The sequence below is a fragment of the Reinekea sp. genome (assembly GCF_982785585.1).
Genome location: NZ_CEYAVF010000004.1, coordinates 115,051 through 132,906, shown reverse-complemented (window position 1 = coordinate 132,906; position 17,856 = coordinate 115,051). Strand labels below are relative to the sequence as shown.

Genomic DNA, 17,856 nt, shown 5'->3' with positions numbered 1-17,856 from the left:
CCTACCGACCGCCTAAGGCTGACCACCGGTTGGCCTTAGGCAAAGCGATGGCGGATTTCGAAGCACTGGTGCGGCAAGCCGCGTTTGAAATCGTTCGGTACCGAGCGCAGCGTGACATCCTTGACTTGGAAACGGGCCTTCAGTTCCTCGGCAAGGACAAACTTCCTGGCGTTGTTGGAAAACACCAGCACCCCTTCTGCGGTGAGCAACTGCATGGCATCATTGATCATCGACTCATGATCGCGCTGAACATCAAGTGTGTCGGTCATGCGCGCAGAGTTACTGAAGGTTGGCGGATCGAGAATAATCAGATCAAAGGCATCCTTGCAATCCTTTAGCCAGGTTAAACAATCGGCGTGCACAAACTGATGGTTTGGCCCTTCTTTACCGCCGTTCATCTCAAGATTATCGCGCGCCCACTTCAGATAGGTCTTGGACAAATCCACGCTAACCGTCTTGATCGCCCCGCCCAGCAAGGCGTGGGACGAAAAACTGCCGGTATAGCAGAATAGGTTCAGAACGCGTTGCCCTTGGGCATTTTTCTGCACCCACTGGCGGGTATTGCGATGATCGAGAAACAGGCCGGTATCCAAATAGTCGAGCAAATTGACGCGCAACTTGACGCCGTATTCGGTGACATCAAAGAATTGGCCCGAGGGTGCATTCTTTTCGTACTGCTTGGTGCCCTTCTGCTTCTCGCGGCGCTTCACCGCGATTTGCGCGACGGGAATGGTGAAGATCTGAGATAACAGATCGACCGCCGTTAACAGGCGCTGCTGGGCCTTATGCTCCGGTACCGATTTGGGCGCGGCGTATTCCTGCACATGCAGCCAATCGCCATAATGGTCGACGGCAATGGCAAAGTCGGGCAGATCGGCATCGTAGACACGATAGGCTTCGATGCCCTCTTTAGCGCGCCATTTTTTAAGCTGCTTGAGGTTTTTCTCAACCCTATTTTTAAAGGCCAAAGCCTGTTCTGAGGCTCCCGCGGAGAGCGTGCTTTCACGTGGTTGATCGGCTGGAGTGGCCTGATAACGATACAGCGTCGTTTCAATAGCGCCGTTGTAAAAGGTCCGTTTCTGCGTCGGCCGGAGGCCGATTTCACGCGCGAGGATATCTTCTGAGGTCAACATAGCCATCGACCAACCCTCTAACTCACCGCGCGCGATCTCACCGATACGGCGGTAGGTCTTTAGCAGCGTTGGCTTATCACCCAAGCGCTCACCATAGGGTGGGTTCGACAACCATAGGCCTGGCTTTAACGGCCAATGGGTTGGCAGAGTCCAGTCATCTAGGTCTTTGTAATAACAACGCACCTGTTCGGCCAGACCCAATTTCTCTAGGGTCTCATTGGCCTGCGCAATCACGCCAGCATCGCTGTCGTAGCCCAGAATCGGTGGCATCTGCTCAATACCGACCAAGCGTCGTGCGCGGGCATCCTGCTGTACCGTCTGCCAATCCTCATGCGCATGTTGTAGCCAGCCTTCAAAGCCGAAACGTGCGCGGCCCAAACCGGGTGCGTAGTCGGCGGCAATCATCGCCGCCTCAATGACCAGCGTACCGGAACCGCACATCAGATCTAAGAAGGACTGTTTCTCGCGTGCCATGGCGGGCCAATCGGCGGCACACAGCAGTGCCGCAGCGAGATTTTCTTTGATCGGGGCCGGCCCGGTCGATTGGCGGTAACCACGGCGATGCAAGGAATCACCGGTTAGCTCGATGCCGAGGAACATTTTCTTTTTAGCGACCTGAGCATAGATGGTTAAATCTGGATCTTGAGCTACATCTGGACGGGTGCCGTGTCGGGCACGGAACTGATCGACCACCCAGTCCTTAACCTTTTGCGCGCCGAAGCGGGTATCGCGAATTTCTGGCAAATAGCCGGAAAAATTGACCTTGAGAGAACCCGTTGGCCTGACATGCTGATCCCAATCGACCGACGTCACCATGCGCTCTAGGGCCACAAAGGAGACATCACTGGTTTCATCCAGCGCGAGAAAGACGCGGTTGGCCAAACGACTCCATAAACACACTCGATAGGCATCGATCAAGGGCCCCTCAAAGGTTACACCCTTGTGCCAATCCCCGGTTTTAACCGCGCAAATGCCTTCAATTTCTTGCCTGAGTAGCCCGGTTACACCCTGTGGGCAAGTGACCCAGAATCGAAATGTTTGTGTGTTAGTCATTTTTAGACAGATTCTCTATAAAAAATATATTAATTAGTGTTTATTCGTATATGTAAGCTTTTGTAAGGGTCGGGAATCGTCCTAAGCAGCCCGCTAAATGGGCGTGCCAGTATTCGATTTCTTCTTATATATACTATTCATATAAAAATCGATGTTTAGATTATATTGTTCATCGACACGTACGTCCTTAATTAGTTACAACAGTAGCACATCTTTAGCTTTCACTTGGAACGTGTTTCCTTTGCGTTCCAGACTTTAGAAGCAACAATGTACGAGGCACACCTATGAAACGACAAAAAAGAGACATGATGGAAAGAGCTTTTCAAAAGGGATATATGGCCGGAGTAGAAGGCAGATCTAAAGAGTTATGCCCTAAAGAAGAAGGGCCGGAGCATCAACAATGGATCAACGGCTGGCGTGAAGGACGCAGCGACCATTGGGACGGCTACACCGGCGTTAGCGGTATCCATCGCGTCAATGAAGTTGTCATTCATCATTAAAGAGAACGAAGCTCGATAAAAAAAGCCAGCAAATGCTGGCTTTTTTTATGGCGCTAAGATCGTTGTTTTAAGATTAGAGCCGAGCCACGCGCTCGATGGCCTGTCTGACCAAGGTCGGACCATGGTAAATAAAGCCGGTATAGAGCTGCACCAAATCGGCCCCGACTCTGAGCTTTTCTTCCGCCTCATGGGGCGACATAATCCCGCCGACCCCTATTAGGGGTATTTTGCTGTCGAGTCGTTCGCGAAACAGCTTCAAAACATGATTCGCTTGCTCTCGCACCGGCGCACCGGACAAGCCCCCGGCCTCATCGGCATATTGAAAACCGCTGACCTCCTCGCGTGACACAGTGGTATTGGTGGCAATAACCCCCTCAACCTCAAGTTCATTGAAGGTGCTGGCCAATGTCTGCACCTCCTCATCGGTTAAGTCTGGCGCGATCTTGATCAAGATAGGGGTGTGCCTAAGGGTTTGATCCAGCGCCTGTTGGCGCTGCTTGAGGGCGCTAAGCAGTTGACTCAAATTATCGCCAAATTGCAGGTTCCGCAGCCCCGGGGTATTGGGCGAGGACAGGTTGATCACTATATAGTCTGCCACCTCATAGACCCGATCCAAGCAATAGAGATAGTCATCCACGGCCTGGTCCTCGGGGGTGTCCTTGTTTTTACCGATATTAATACCGACAACGCCCTTATAGGTCGTTCGTTTGACGCGCTCAACCAGGTAGTCGACCCCCTTATTGTTGAAGCCCATGCGATTGATAATGGCTTCTTTTTCGGGGATGCGAAAAATACGCGGTAAGGCATTGCCCGGTTGAGCCTTCGGCGTCACGGTGCCGACCTCAATAAAACCAAAGCCCAAGGCCCCCAAGGCATCGATATAATCGCCGTTCTTGTCCAAGCCGGCGGCAAGACCGACCGCGTTAGGGAATTCCAGGCCAAATACAGTGACGGCTTTCTGCTGCGCGGGCTTGGGTAAGAGGCCCGTCAAACGCAACCGCGACAGGGCTCCCAGGCTATCCATGGAGAGTTCGTGTGCCGTTTCACCAGATAACAAAAATAGTGCTTTTCGTAAGACGGAATACATGTGTTTCTCCCAGGCTAAGTGAGCCGGATTATACTGACTTTGACGGCGGTTGACAGAACGGGATCAACCGACCTTCACAATGTTAACGAACTTGTGTTCGGCATCGAAATGAATGGCAAAGCTGCCCCGAATGCCTTCACGCGTTACAAAGGGTTGCAAAATTGCGGTAGGAAAACGTACCCGACGGCCATCTTGTGAAAAGGCTGAAACCTGGGTAACTGAGCCCTTATAGTGCTTTAGGTATTCATCGGCGCTGATCACCAGATCAACAATTAGGGTACTTTTAGAGGCTGGTATGGCGGGCATGGTTAGGGTTCTGTCGAGTAGCGCTATTAGGCTTGATGGTTCTATTATCTAATAAAAGTTACGCAAAAAACAAGGGCACTTTTGCTCGACCGAGGGTCAGCGCCAGTACCCTAACTTGGCCCGGACTTAGAGTTCCGGCATGGTGGCCTGAGACAGATCCAGCAGTTCTCGAATCGCGACGCTGTACATGCTGAATTCCGGTTCGCTTACGGCACGAATCTCGTTCATCATCCGCAACCAGCGATCGACCAGAATCTTATTGTCCTCCAACCACCGGTCTACGGTGGTCTCGAGCTGATCGGTCTCGGTCATCTGGATAAATAAACCCTGGGTGATGCGACGTTGTTGCCATTCTAGGTCATCGCGGAACGATTCGCGGGCCATGGCCTGCCAATGGGTCATCACCTTGAGAGAATTGACCTGTCGGGAAAAGAGTTCCAGACCAAGCGATTCACCGACGCGGAAATATCCGTTAGCGACCGCCAACGAGTCGCGCTTCAGGCTTTGCGCGACAGCGACCACACCCAGAGAGGTATACATCAGATCGGCGGCGGCGATGCGCTTGGCCAGGCTCTCGGGTACGCCGACGTCGATCATTTTCTGAGCATCGGCCAACCAGACATCGTTTTGTTCAGGCGACAATACCTGCTCTAAGCTGCCCGCCATTTCCTGTAACGGTTGTTTGAAAAGCGCAATCACATTGGCGATGTCGATGCCAGAACGGAAGTTTTTAATCAACCAGCGCGAACTGCGACGCACCATCCGCATAGTGATGAGCATCATTTTCGACTGTAAATCGGCCGAGATCTGGTGGTCCAAGGCTTCAATTTCAGCCCACAGGTCGTGCAAACCGAAGATCTCGCGACTCGCGACATAGGCTTTCGCGGCCTCGATCGGCGATGCGCCGGTACTCTCATGCAAACGACTGAAAAAGGTAATGCCCATATAGTTGATCATATCGTTCGCCACCTGGGTGGCGATGATCTCCTTACGCAGGCGATGTTCGTTCATCATCTTGCCGAACTTCTTTTGCATCGCCGTTGGGAATTCGGTTACTACGATGCCGCGAATGAAGTCGTCATTAGCCAGCTCTTTCTTTGCCAAGACTTCTTTCAGGTCGCCTTTGACGTAGGAAATCAACACGGCCAATTCGGGACGAGTCAGACCGAAGCCATTGGCTTTACGTTCGGAAATTAGATCGTCGCTGGGTAAGAATTCCAGTTCGCGGTTAAGTTTACCGGCGTCTTCAAGGTTGTGAATCAAGCGTCTATATTCTTCAACACGCGGAAAGGACTCAGTGAAGGCTATGCCTAAGGCCTGGGTCTGGCGGTAGTTATTCGTCAGGACCAGCTCAGAGACGTCTTCGGTCAGCTTTTCCAAGGTTGAGTTGCGTTGTTTAACGGTCATGTCGCCATTGGCGACCATTTCGTCCAACAAGATCTTCATATTCACTTCATGGTCCGAGCAATCAACCCCGCCGGCATTATCGATAAAGTCGGTAAAACTGCGCCCGCCATTGAGATTGTATTCGATGCGTCCGAGCTGGCTAAAGCCTAAGTTACCGCCCTCGCCAATCACCTTGCAGCGCAATTCATTGCCATTGATGCGTAACGCATCGTTGGCCTTATCGCCGATGTCCAAGTGATTTTCCGATGTGGCCTTAACATAGGTGCCAATACCGCCATTCCAGAGCAGATCAACCGGCGCTTTAAGCATGGCGATCATCAGGTCGGTAGGCGATATTTTGCTTACCGTCAGTTCAAAGAGGGCCGTCATTTCCTTACTAACCGGAATCGATTTCGAACTGCGACTGAAGATGCCGCCGCCTTTCGACATCAGCTTAGCGTTATAGTCCTCCCAGCTGGAACGGGGCAAGTCAAAAAGTCGCTGACGTTCCTTGAAACTGACGGCCGCATCCGGGTTGGGGTCTATAAAAATATGCATATGGTTAAAGGCACCGACCAACTTAACCGTCTGCGAGCGCAGTAGACCATTGCCAAAGACATCCCCCGCCATATCGCCGATACCGACGACGGTAATGGGGTCATCTTGGACATTGATATCCATTTCGCGGAAATGACGTTGTACGCTAACCCAAGCGCCTCGGGCCGTGATCGCCATTTTCTTGTGGTCGTAGCCAAACGAACCACCCGATGCAAAGGCGTCTCCGAGCCAGAAGTTGTATTCTTTTGCCACGCTATTGGCAATATCGGAAAAGGTCGCCGTGCCCTTGTCGGCCGCGACGACCATATAGGGGTCGTCCTTATCGTAGCGGACGACCTGTTTTGGCGGGCTGACCGCATTGTCCACCAAGTTATCGGTGATATCGAGCAGACCCCGAATAAAGGTTTTATAACAGGCAATGCCCTCTTTAAAAAAGGCATCCCGATCCGATGGTGGTGGTAATTGCTTAGCAACAAAGCCACCTTTGGCACCAACCGGCACGATAACCGCATTCTTGACCTGCTGGGCCTTGACCAGTCCGAGCACTTCGGTTCGGAAATCCTCGTTTCGATCGGACCAGCGCAGGCCGCCTCGAGCAACACTGCCGCCGCGTAAATGCACCCCTTCGATGCGCGGCGAATAGACGAAGATTTCAAACTTGGGTTTGGGCAGGGGAATATCGCTGATTTGGCTGGAATTGAGTTTAAAACTGATATATTCCTTGCGCAGCCCGGCCGCATCTTCCTGATAGAAGTTGGTCCGAACGGTGGCCAAGATCAATTCAATATAACGCCGAATAATGCGATCTTCGTTGATATTGTTGACATCTTCGAGCAACAGTTCAATCTTTTCGACCCAACGCTCGACCATGCCGACATCGCTTTGCTTGTCGGGATTGAAGCGGGCAGAAAACAATTCCGACAGGTGGTCAGTCAGTTCCGAATAACGAATCAAGGTCTCCGCTATATATTCCAGACTAAGACCGAAGCGAATCTGTTTCATATATTTGGCGTAGCCGCGCAACATGGCCACTTCACGCCAGGTTAATTTGGCGCGCAAAATAAGTCGGTTAAACTGATCGTTTTCGGCGCGACCCTTCCAAACGTTCAAGAACGCCTTGGAAAATTCTTCTCGATATTGGGCCGGATCTAGGTTGGCATCGGGTTCATAGAGCAGATTAAAGTCATAGATCCAGGTGCAGCCATTTTCCGGGTGATTGATATCGAAAGGAAATTCATCGATAACCTTTAAACCCAGATTTTCTAAGATAGGTATTAAATCCGACAATAGGAGCGCTTGGCCCTTGTTGAATATTTTCATCTTGAGTATCGAACCGTTGGGTTCGATGGAGCTGAAAAAACTCAGCGTAATCTGTTCATCCGGATTAGTGTGCAAGCTCTCAATCCGTTGTATATCCGCCACCGCAACGCGCGCGCTGTACTCTTCGGTATAACCAGATGGAAAGGCATACTCGTAAGAATGATAGAGACGGATGCCCTTCTCTTCGCCAAAGGACTCTACCAATGCATGTTGCAGGTCATCGGTCCAGCGCTTGGCAATCTGCACGATCCGGCTCTCCAACAGCTCTACCGGCGGTAACACATCAAGTGGTGCGGCTAATTTAAAGACAAAGCGGGATCGAGCCAGCACCGACTCACTGAAAATGGTGGTGTAATCTGACCCTTCGACGGAAAAATATTCCGCCAACATGTCATGAACCTTAATCCGAATTTGGGTATTGAAAATATCTCTGGGCATATAAACGACCGCATTGAGAAATTTTCCGTAAGCATCTTTACGCAAAAACAAGCGAATCTGTTTCCGTTCCTGAATCGATTGCACGTCGCTGGACACCCGCAACAGGGTATCTTCATCGCTTTGAATCAACTCGTCACGTGGGAAATTATAGAGGATTGCGGCAAGCTCTTTGTAAGCATGACCGCCGGCGGTGAAGCCGCTGTTAACCAAGACTTTAAGTATTTTACGGCGCACAACGGGGATGTTTTGCGGTGTTTCATTGTAAACCGATGAGGTATAGAGCCCTAAAAATCGACGCCCACCCACAACTTCGCCCTGATCATTGAATTCTTTCACCAATATATAGTCTGAATAAGCCGAGCGATGCACGGTGGATCGGCGCCCGGACTTAGTAAAGATCAATAATTCCTGCTTAAACACATGATCTCGACGTTCCTGAGACATGGCATCAATCGACTCACTGCGCCGATTGTGGTTCTTCTTAAAGAGGCCCAATTCAGTCCCGGGGACCTGCTTTACCATGCCGTCCTCGATAACATACTCATCATAGGCTAGAAAGCTGAAGTGATTGTTAGCGATCCACTGCATAAACACGCTGGCTTCTGCCAATGCCTGCGCACTGAATGGGTATTTCTTGCGCTCAAGGTCTGCGACCACTTCCTGGGTTTTAGCCATCATTTTTGGGAAGTCATCGACGACATAGATAACGTCGTCCATCACCTCAGACAATGCGCTTTCGACGGCCTGACGTTGCTCGGAAATAGAGGTGCGGTCCATTTCCAGACAGAGTAGTAATTCCTTGGTGCCTTCTGGCCCGAAGCCACTGAACTGGCCTGCCTCGGTGCGAATAACCGAAAAGGTGCCGTAGAAGACGGCATGGATGTTTAGGCCAAGCTTATTTAACGCTAAGCGAGCGGAATCGATGACGAATGGCAGGTCATTGTGCAAAATCGATACTATAGTGTGCTGGCTTTGCCATTCATGTTCTTCAACATTGGGGTTAATCACCTGGATACTGGCACGGTGAGACGGTCTTGCTTGCAGTGTGCGCCAAAGGGTCACGACCATACCGGCTAGATCGGACAAATCGTACTTAACCAAATCTCGCATACCGGCGTGGCGGAACAGACCTGTGATGAGGTTATTGAGATCCTTTTGATGCTCTTCAGGAAAGTGCGACCTGAGATGTTGAAACAAGGATTCCATCAATTCGTCATGGCTGTTCGTTAGCACTGTGGACATAATAGCCTCTGTATTATTGTTATAGTCGAGTTGTCTGGCGCTGTGACGCCGTCATCAGGATATCGAAAAATTCTTTTGTATCTTAACAAGGTGCAATAAAATGCCTGCAATAGACTTATACTGTGAATATGCGCCATTTTGGTAACAGTTGTCACAACTTTTATTGTTAATGTCGCTCAATGTCGCTAATTCGAAAGGTGCTTTATGATTAAGTTGAACAAACCCGGATTTTGGCAAGTAACGAAAAGTGTTTTGTCGGCTGTTATTGGTGTCCAGAGCAACCGAAATAGACTACAGGACTTTGCAAGCCCGAGCATTTGGCCATTCGTGGCGGGCGGCCTGATCTTTACGGTCTTGTTTGTCGGTGGCTTAATTGCGCTGGTAAGCATAGTCGCCTAAGCGCTGCGCATGCAAAATCTGCCGGGCCGAAACAAAAAAAAGGGCTTCAGCCCTTTTTTTTGTAATGCATGCAAGGTGGCGAATCTAGACCCCAGCAACCCAATAGACGGCCGTCACAACCACGGTAAAGATGACAACAACCGCGGCAATCGCATCGGCTTGTGAATCGCTCATTTTTGATTTGCTAATGGACATATTCTCTCTCTTTCTTGTTTTTTTGATCTAACCCGTTTCACCGACTTATAGGTAGGTGCTCGCAGAGCATTTAATAGGCTTTTGATACGTTCCGCAACCCGCTTTATATAACGTTATCGTCTTAAATTATGAAACTTTAATACTTCAGAGAATAAAGAACCTTCTGTATAGTACGTGGATATAGGGTCGGCTGTGGTCGATCGGCTTGATTTCCGTTTCTGATGAGGGTGCTACATGTACGTTTACGACTCGTATGACCAACAAATCGTTGATCAACGCGTTGCGCAGTTCCGAGAACAGACGGAGCGCTTCCTGACTGGTGATTTAAAACCCGAAGAATTTCTGCCGCTGCGCCTGCAAAATGGTCTCTATGTGCAGCGTCATGCGCCGATGCTGCGCATCGCCGTACCCTATGGTTTGATGTCCGCTCGCCAGTTGCGCACCATTGCTGATGTCAGTCGGCAATTCGATAAGGGTTATGTCCATTTCACCACCCGGCAGAACATTCAATTGAATTGGCCGGCGCTGGAAGATGTACCCGATATCTTGGCCGAATTGGCCGCTGTGCAAATGCATGCGATACAAACGTCGGGTAACTGTATCCGTAACACCACCACGGACCAATTTGCTGGGGTTATGCCCGATGAGGTCGAAGATCCACGTCCCTGGTGTGAAATTATCCGCCAATGGTCGACCTTACACCCAGAATTTGCCTATTTACCGCGCAAATTTAAAATTGCCGTCAATGCAGCCACCACGACCGACAGGGCCGCGATCCGCTTCCACGATATAGGCCTGCAGTTGGTTAAAAATGCCGATGGCGTCGTGGGTTTTCAGGTATTCGTGGGCGGCGGACTTGGGCGTACGCCCCTTCCTGGGCAAGAAATACGCGCCTTTTTGCCCAAGGAAGACCTGCTGACCTACTTGGAAGCAATTCTACGGGTATACAACCTGAACGGTCGTCGAGACAATAAATACAAGGCTCGAATTAAGATTTTAGTTAAGGCCCTCGGCATCGACGCTTTTAAGGCTATGGTCGAAGAGCAGTGGCAGGTCAATAAGGGTGGCGCCGCGACGCTAACCGATGCTGAAATTGATCGAGTCGGGCAATTCTTTACCGATCCGAACTATGCTGCCCTAACCGATCAAAGCGACCTGCTAGGGCAGCAGCGCTTTGCCCACGACGGTTTTAACAAGTGGTTGAGCTATAATGTCGAGGCGCACAAGCAACCCGGCTACGCCGCGGTAACCTTGGCACTGAAAAAGACCGGATATGCCCCTGGCGATGCGACCGCGGAACAATTAGACGTGGTGGCGGACTTGGCCGATCAGTACTCCTTTGGCGAGCTACGAGTGAGTCACCAACAAAACCTTATCCTCGCCGACGTCAAACAAGCTGACCTACTGATTCTCTGGCAACGACTCGATCAACTGGGCTTTGCCGATCCGACGGTTGGCACCCTAAATGATGTAATTTGCTGCCCTGGGGGTGACTTCTGCGCCCTGGCCAATGCCAAGTCGATCCCCATAGCCGAGGCGATCCAGTTACAGTTTGATGATCTGGACTATCTCCACGACCTGGGCAATATCGATCTGAATATATCCGGTTGTATGAACGCTTGTGGCCATCACCATATCGGCCATATCGGTATCTTAGGGGTCGACAAAAAGGGCGAGGAATTTTATCAAGTCTCACTGGGCGGTGATAGCGGCATCGATGGTCGAGTAGGCAAGATATTGGGGCCTTCAGTTAAGGCCGACCATATTACCGAGGTCGTGCAGCAGGTGATAGATGTCTTCTTAGCCCAACGTCAGCCGCAAGAACCCTTTATCGACGTGGTTCAGCGCATCGGGCTAACACCTTTTAAGGAGGCTGTTTATGCACCATCTCATTAAGGACGGGGTACGGATCGCTCATGACCCTTGGCAAATACTTGCAGGCGATTACAGTGCTAACCTGCCCAACGGATCGCTCCTGCCGGTTTCATTGTGGACCGAACGGGGGCCTGAGCTCTGCCAAGCAACGGCCGAACTGGGGGTTTATATTCGGGAAAATGAAGACCTAAGCGGTCTAATAGACTATTTGCCAACGATTGCCGTGGTCGCTTTTCAGTTCGGTAAGGTCGCCGATGGCCGTGCCTTCAGTTACGCCCGTCAACTGCGCGAGCAGTTTGGTTATAGCGGTGAAATACGTGCTACCGGAGACTTTATGCCCGACCAAGTCGGCTATTTAGAGCGCTGTGGCTTTAATGCCTTTGCTTGCCGAAGTGCCGCAGAGCAACAGACAGCCTTGTTAATACGAGCCGCCCTGCCCGTCAATTATCAGGCCGATGTGCAACAAAGCCAACCGCTCTTTCGACGTCGCTAAGCGGCGGCCAATAAAGAGAGCCGTAACGGGCTCTTTTTTTTGACTTCCCACTGAAAGCTGTATATAAATACAGGTACTGGAATTTCATACAGTATAGAGGTCGATATGATAGCCGCTCAGCAACATGCCCAGCTTAACCAACACTTTTTGCTCTCCATGGGCAAAAAAGCCAGATCCTTTGTGGAGTTCCATGCCTATGACTCCCCATTACTGAATCAATGGCACCATCTGATTGCATCGATGCGCGCCAACGCTAATAAGCGTCAATGGGTTACCCTAATCAATCCACCCTTCATTCCCAATGATCAGTATCTGAATGAAATTGGGCTCGGGGACTATTATGTTCGGATTATCCGCTTGGCCCAAAACAGTGAGGCCACAACTCGATATATCCAACGTTGCGTGCAAAATGGCAAAAGCTCGATCGTGGCGGTGTGGTCAAACAGCGTTGATGAGCTGCCCGAGGTGTTATTAAATGAGTCGCCCCTAGGCTGCCAAGCCTTGGTGTTTTCGGCCGGCAACCAGGCACAATTCCGGGATCAACAGCTGGAAATAGCTTTTTAATTTAGTACATAAGTATCAGAAGCTAGACCGGCTAAAACCGGTCCGCTCGATAAGGCCCGATTGGAATATCACTGGGTAGCCCTTGAATCGTTTGCGCGAGCAAATGCCCAGTGGCGGCACTCTGAGTCATCCCTAGGTGGCCATGGCCGAAGGCCAGGGTTAGGTTCGGCCAACGCGGATGGGCGCCGATGACCGGAACGGAGTCTGGTAACGAGGGCCGAAAACCTAGCCAGGTCGATTGTTCGGTAAAGTCGACAGAGGGCAAGATCTGCCGCGCGATGGCCACTTTACGGCGCACCCAAGCAAAGTCCGCCGGGGCGTCCAAGCCGGCTAATTCTACTCCAGCGGTCATCCGTAAACCGTCATCCATAGGCGACAGCACCAGATGTTTTTCCATATGCATCACCGAACGCGAGAGTTCACTGTGGCCGCTAAACTGCAGGTGATAACCGCGCTCTGTTTCCAGGGGGAAAGTATCACCCAGGGTGGCCAATAAGCGCTGTGACCAGGCCCCAGCACAGACCGTTAAGGCGCTGCAGCGATGCTTGAGATCTGGACCGGTGACGACAAACTGGTCCGCTTCCGGCTTGATTTCGCGGGCTTCACCTTGCAGGAAGATCACCCCCCGGCGCTGCAACTGATCCGCCAAGCGTATCAAGAGCCTATGCGGTTGGCGTATGGTTTGCGCTTGGCTTTGCAACATGCCGTGGCGAAACTGGTGGCCCAATGAGGGTTCGAGTTGACGCACTTCATCGGCGGTCAATTGTTGATAGCTCAGCCCAACGGCGTCCAGATAAGGTTTTTGAGTCGCCATGGCAGCCATGGCGGCATCGCTTTCAAACAACTTCAACCAGCCGCTATCGCGAAATTCATCCTGCAGATTGAGGTCCGATATCAGTGCGCGCCAATTGCGGTTCGACAAGGCATTTAATTGGCTGATCGCCTGGGCATTTTGATCCTGCCGATGCGCGCTCGACTCGCGTAACAGGCGCACCAACCAAGGCATGATTGCCAAGCGATAACGCCAGGGTATAGATAGGCTGGAGTCGGCCGTGACCAGCATCTTCAAGCCTTGCCAGATTAAACCCGGCTCACCCAGCGGCATAACACTGCCCACCGCCAGGACCCCCGCGTTACCGTATGAGGCCTGGCCGTCGTCGCCCGGTACCAAGCGATCTATTACCGTCACTTGGCGACCGGCCTCAGACAGATAGTAGGCGCACATCAAACCGATGATTCCGCCGCCAACAATAGTGTGCTGCGCCATGGGCAACCTCGAAAAAGTATTGATAAACGGGCCGTCATCGCACCGCCGACTGTTTGTTGCGCACAGAGGGCAACTGATGAGCAGAGTGTCACTGCTGCACCGACAAGTCCAGCCACCTTTTGAGTAGCAACGAGGATCCTGCTTGAATAGCTGAAGCCCGTCGTCGGCACGATATAACTGCGCATTTTCCAAGCAGACAACAAAAGTCGCCTAGAGGCGGAGGCCTTAAGCAATAGAATGACGCTAGAGGAGGATGAAGATGGTGCGGGTGGCCGGACTTGAACCGGCACGACTGTTAAGTCGCAAGATTTTAAGTCTTGTGTGTCTACCGATTCCACCACACCCGCAAGAGACTTAGACGTCGCCGTCTGACTACTCCTTTTACCACGGAGTCAGTGGTCATGCGTCGGCAAACTGGTTGCAATAACAACAGACCAGGAAATGACGATTAAAAATTCTGAGACTCATTTAAACCCTGAGAAAGGGTGGAGGCGCGGGTCGGAATCGAACCGGCGTACGCGGAGTTGCAGTCCGCTACATGACCACTCTGCCACCGCGCCAAACTTGCATATTTTAACCAGTGTGCCGCTGGTCAGCCCTTAGAGTATGAAGCAATGCCAATCGAGCCGACAATTACTAACTGGTGTTACAAACCAAGTTACTTCTTACTGGTAGAACCGAAGATCTAGCGGATTTTTGGAGCGGGAAAGGAGATTCGAACTCCCGACCCCAACCTTGGCAAGGTTGTGCTCTACCACTGAGCTATTCCCGCGTTAAAAATCCCGTTTTTAGCGGCTTTCGCCCTAACAACGTGGGGCGCATTTTATACCAGCGCCCTCGAATGTCAAACACTTTTTCCTTTAAATTTTAAGCACTTAGGACGACTTTGGTTTTAGATCCTGCCAGGCGGCCCGCAAATATACAATCATCGACCAGAGGGTCAGAACCGCAGCCAACTGCAAGGCCGCCAATCCCAAATTGGCAATAATGGTACCCGGCACCTGGCTCAGCAAGACAATGATCGACACCATCTGTACCGTTGTTTTCAGCTTGCCGAGCATATTAACGGCCACACTGGCGCGTTTGCCGGCTTCGGCCATCCACTCGCGCAACGCCGAAATAACAATTTCACGGCCGATGATAATGACCGCCGGAATGGTTAACCAGACCGTTTCATGGCGTTCAACCAAGACAACCAAGACGGAGGCCACGATTAACTTATCGGCTACCGGGTCCAAAAAGGCCCCAAAAGCGGTCATCTGACCCCATTTACGTGCTAAATAGCCGTCAAACCAATCTGTTATGGCCGCAATGGTAAAGAGAATGGCAGTGGCCAAATAAGCCCAAGCGTACGGCGAGTAATAGACACCCACACAGACGGGAATGAGAAGCAGTCTGAGCAAGGTGAGGAGATTTGGGATATTCATGACGTTACCGCATATTAAGATGCGGCATTATAAACACTCTAAGGGGGCTTTGGACACCTCGCCGTACACAAGAATGTCTTGATTAGCCCGAATGTAAAAAATTATAGATATCTTGAGCCAATGTCTTGGAAATACCGCTGACCTTGGTGATTTCATCGACACTGGCCGACTTAACCGCAATGGCGCTGCCAAAATGGCGGATCAGTGCCCTTCTGCGCCCCGGTCCGACCTGTGGTACCTCATCTAAGACCGACCCCAGACGTGCCTTGCCGCGCCTGGCTCGATGTCCGGTAATGGCAAAACGATGCGCCTCGTCGCGAATATGCTGGATCAAATGCAGGGCCGGTGAAAAGTTTGGTAACAGAATGACCTGATCCGGTGTTTCAAAAAACAAGGTCTCCATGCCCGGCTTCCGGGTTTCCCCCTTGGCGATCCCTAACAGCGGAATTGCAATACCCAGCTCGTTCATAACCTCACGGGCCATACTCATCTGGCCCTTACCGCCATCGACGATTAACAGGTCGGGCAATCGGGTTTCTTCCTTCTGCAGCCGGGCATAGCGCCGTTGAATGGCTTGCGCCATGGCCGCATAGTCATCACCGGCGGCGACATTTTCAATATTAAACTTGCGGTAAAGCGACTTATTGGGTCCATCGCGATCGTAGATCACGCAAGACGCAGTGGTGGCTTCACCGCTGGAATGGGATATATCGAAACATTCGATCCGCTCTGGAATCTGTTCCAGGCTCAGCACCTCCTGTAAGGCCTCTAAGCGCTGGGTTACCTGAACGCCATGCGACATGCGCAGTTGCAGTTGTTCCGCGGCATTGGTCTGCGCCAGATCTAACCACTTGGCACTGGTGGTGCGCACGGCGCTTTGGATCGTCACGCTCTTGTGATATTGCTCCTTAATCGCCGCAGCCAGAGATTGGGCATCGGGGATCGGTACATTGGAAAGGATCTGACTGGGGCAGTCACCATGCTGACGAACCAAATAATATTGCGCCAAAAAACCGGTCATAATCAGCTTTTCATCATCTTCGATACCTGGCTTGGGAAAGAAACTCCGGCTACCGATCATGCGTCCATCGCGCACCATTAAAAAATGGATGCAGACACCGGCGGCTTGTTTGACCACGGCAAAGACATCGACATTGCCCTTGGCCCCGGAAACATATTGTTGCTCTTGGACCTTGCGCAAAAACATCAGCTGATCGCGAAACTCCGCGGCATGTTCGTAATCGTATTGCGCGGCCGCCTGATCCATTTCGATCTCAATGGTGTCGATTAACTCCTGGCTTTTGCCTTGCAAAAAGGCCCGAGTTTTGTCGAGATCTTGTTGATATTCGGCGTCCGAGACCAGGCCGACGCAGGGGGCCTTACAGCGCTTAATCTGGTACTGCAGACAGGGTTTTTGGCGATTGGCGTAAACGCTGTCTTCGCATTGGCGGATGCGAAAGGCTTTTTGCAGTAAAATTAGGCTTTCGCGCACTGCCGTAGCGCTGGGAAACGGGCCGAAATACTCATCCTGGGTGTTGCGCGCGCCACGATGCAAATACAGACCAGGCCGGTTGTGCTGTTTTGACAATTTTAGATAGGGATAGGACTTATCATCGACCAGTAAAATATTGTAAGGCGGTCGATGCTTGCTGATTAGGGTCTGTTCTAATAGGAGGGCTTCGGTTTCACTGTGAGTGATGGCAATTTCAATCGACTGTATCTTGCTGACCAAGGCGACCGTCTTGTTGGTTAGGCCGCTGGCGCGAAAATAGCTGGAGACGCGGCTCTTGAGGTTTTTCGCCTTGCCAACATAGAGCAACTGGCCATCGCTCGCATACATCCGATAGACCCCAGGACGAGTCGTTAGATTACGTAGAAAGGATTTAGGATCAAAAACAGTCGTTGTGGTTTCAGGCATGCAATCGCTTTAAGTCAGATAAACAGAATGATCCGATTAGACCATTTCTTGAGGCTCCAGTAATCCATAGCGAATGGCTAGATGCGTGAGTTCCACGTCGCTGGTTACCGATAATTTTTCAAATACTCGATACCGATAAGTGTTCACGGTCTTGGGACTCAAACAGAGGGTGTCGGATATTGCCTGCACCTTTTTACACGAACAGATCATGGTCGCAATCTGCATTTCACGATCGGACAGATCATTAAAGGGATTATCCGAGACGCCGAGGCTCTGTAAGGCCAATTTTTGTGCGATGGTCGGCGTTAAATATTTCTTGCCCGCCATAACCGTTTTAATCGCCTGGATCATTTCGTCTGTCGAGGCACCCTTAGTTAGGTAGCCGGACGCGCCGGCCTGCAACAGGCGGGCGGGAAATGGGTCATCATCGCAAGCCGTGACGGCAATGATTTTAATTTCCGGAAACAGGCGTTGAATTTTTTTCGTCGCCTCGATGCCATCCATGCCGGGCATGCGGACATCCATCAGAATGACATCCGGCTCATACTCCTTGGCCAGGTCAACCGCGCGTTGGCCGCTATTGCCGTCGGCCACAACGCGAATGCCGGCGACATCGGCTAAGAGGCGTACCAGACCAAAACGAACCAAATCATGATCATCTATTACTATGATTTCAACCATGACGGTGCCCTCTT

Annotated in this window: 13 protein-coding genes and 3 tRNA genes; 5 read left to right on the top strand and 11 right to left on the bottom strand. The window is 51.3% G+C overall.

All coding sequences use genetic code 11. The features are described from left to right. Nucleotides 1-35 precede the first annotated feature (35 nt). Complete coding sequence (gene rlmKL / locus AC4FIC_RS03215; protein ID WP_100257133.1) at nucleotides 36-2,186, bottom strand: bifunctional 23S rRNA (guanine(2069)-N(7))-methyltransferase RlmK/23S rRNA (guanine(2445)-N(2))-methyltransferase RlmL; 2,151 nt, start codon at nucleotides 2,184-2,186, stop codon at nucleotides 36-38. Between the two features lie 284 nt (nucleotides 2,187-2,470). On the opposite strand from rlmKL, the gene rmf reads away from it, so the two are divergent. Next, entirely contained in the window at nucleotides 2,471-2,686 is a 216-nt protein-coding gene (rmf, locus tag AC4FIC_RS03210; protein ID WP_100257134.1) for a ribosome modulation factor, read from the top strand. A 73-nt stretch (nucleotides 2,687-2,759) separates the two neighbouring features. Here the strand turns inward: rmf and AC4FIC_RS03205 are convergent, their stop codons facing one another. From AC4FIC_RS03205 to AC4FIC_RS03195, 3 genes are all read right to left on the bottom strand, one after another. Further along, entirely contained in the window at nucleotides 2,760-3,773 is a 1,014-nt protein-coding gene (locus AC4FIC_RS03205) for a quinone-dependent dihydroorotate dehydrogenase (RefSeq protein WP_273285803.1), read from the bottom strand. Nucleotides 3,774-3,836: 63 nt separating this feature from the next. Further along, nucleotides 3,837-4,079, bottom strand: a complete 243-nt coding sequence (locus AC4FIC_RS03200; protein ID WP_100257136.1) for a DUF2835 domain-containing protein — start codon at nucleotides 4,077-4,079, stop codon at nucleotides 3,837-3,839. Nucleotides 4,080-4,205: 126 nt separating this feature from the next. Continuing rightward, complete coding sequence (locus tag AC4FIC_RS03195; protein WP_100257137.1) at nucleotides 4,206-9,023, bottom strand: NAD-glutamate dehydrogenase; 4,818 nt, start codon at nucleotides 9,021-9,023, stop codon at nucleotides 4,206-4,208. A gap of 204 nt (nucleotides 9,024-9,227) precedes the next feature. Between AC4FIC_RS03195 and AC4FIC_RS03190 the strand changes: the two genes are divergently transcribed. The 4 genes from AC4FIC_RS03190 to AC4FIC_RS03175 all read left to right on the top strand — a co-directional run bounded on the left by AC4FIC_RS03190 (nucleotide 9,228) and on the right by AC4FIC_RS03175 (nucleotide 12,549). After that, nucleotides 9,228-9,422: a DUF2970 domain-containing protein gene (locus AC4FIC_RS03190; RefSeq protein ID WP_100257138.1), complete on the top strand. Its 195-nt coding sequence runs from the start codon at nucleotides 9,228-9,230 to the stop codon at nucleotides 9,420-9,422. A gap of 429 nt (nucleotides 9,423-9,851) precedes the next feature. Continuing rightward, nucleotides 9,852-11,513, top strand: a complete 1,662-nt coding sequence (locus AC4FIC_RS03185; protein ID WP_100257139.1) for a nitrite/sulfite reductase — start codon at nucleotides 9,852-9,854, stop codon at nucleotides 11,511-11,513. Continuing rightward, nucleotides 11,497-11,985: a DUF934 domain-containing protein gene (locus tag AC4FIC_RS03180; protein WP_100257140.1), complete on the top strand. Its 489-nt coding sequence runs from the start codon at nucleotides 11,497-11,499 to the stop codon at nucleotides 11,983-11,985. Before AC4FIC_RS03185 ends, AC4FIC_RS03180 begins: the two co-directional genes overlap by 17 nt. A 105-nt stretch (nucleotides 11,986-12,090) precedes the next feature. After that, entirely contained in the window at nucleotides 12,091-12,549 is a 459-nt protein-coding gene (locus tag AC4FIC_RS03175; RefSeq protein ID WP_100257141.1) for a hypothetical protein, read from the top strand. Nucleotides 12,550-12,580: 31 nt separating this feature from the next. On the opposite strand, the gene AC4FIC_RS03170 is transcribed toward AC4FIC_RS03175, so the two are convergent. The 7 genes from AC4FIC_RS03170 to uvrY all read right to left on the bottom strand — a co-directional run bounded on the left by AC4FIC_RS03170 (nucleotide 12,581) and on the right by uvrY (nucleotide 17,842). After that, on the bottom strand, nucleotides 12,581-13,816 hold the full coding sequence (locus AC4FIC_RS03170) for an NAD(P)/FAD-dependent oxidoreductase (RefSeq protein WP_273285807.1): 1,236 nt from the start codon (nucleotides 13,814-13,816) through the stop codon (nucleotides 12,581-12,583). 260 nt (nucleotides 13,817-14,076) lie between these two features. Then, nucleotides 14,077-14,163, bottom strand: a tRNA-Leu gene (locus AC4FIC_RS03165). A gap of 139 nt (nucleotides 14,164-14,302) precedes the next feature. Continuing rightward, nucleotides 14,303-14,376, bottom strand: a tRNA-Cys gene (locus tag AC4FIC_RS03160). Nucleotides 14,377-14,513: 137 nt separating this feature from the next. Then, a tRNA-Gly gene (locus AC4FIC_RS03155) sits at nucleotides 14,514-14,588 on the bottom strand. 103 nt (nucleotides 14,589-14,691) lie between these two features. After that, entirely contained in the window at nucleotides 14,692-15,243 is a 552-nt protein-coding gene (pgsA, locus tag AC4FIC_RS03150; protein WP_273285808.1) for a CDP-diacylglycerol--glycerol-3-phosphate 3-phosphatidyltransferase, read from the bottom strand. 82 nt (nucleotides 15,244-15,325) lie between these two features. Next, nucleotides 15,326-17,161, bottom strand: a complete 1,836-nt coding sequence (gene uvrC / locus AC4FIC_RS03145; protein WP_273285809.1) for an excinuclease ABC subunit UvrC — start codon at nucleotides 17,159-17,161, stop codon at nucleotides 15,326-15,328. A gap of 36 nt (nucleotides 17,162-17,197) precedes the next feature. Then, nucleotides 17,198-17,842: a UvrY/SirA/GacA family response regulator transcription factor gene (gene uvrY, locus AC4FIC_RS03140; RefSeq protein ID WP_100257145.1), complete on the bottom strand. Its 645-nt coding sequence runs from the start codon at nucleotides 17,840-17,842 to the stop codon at nucleotides 17,198-17,200. Between the last annotated feature and the right edge of the window lie 14 nt (nucleotides 17,843-17,856).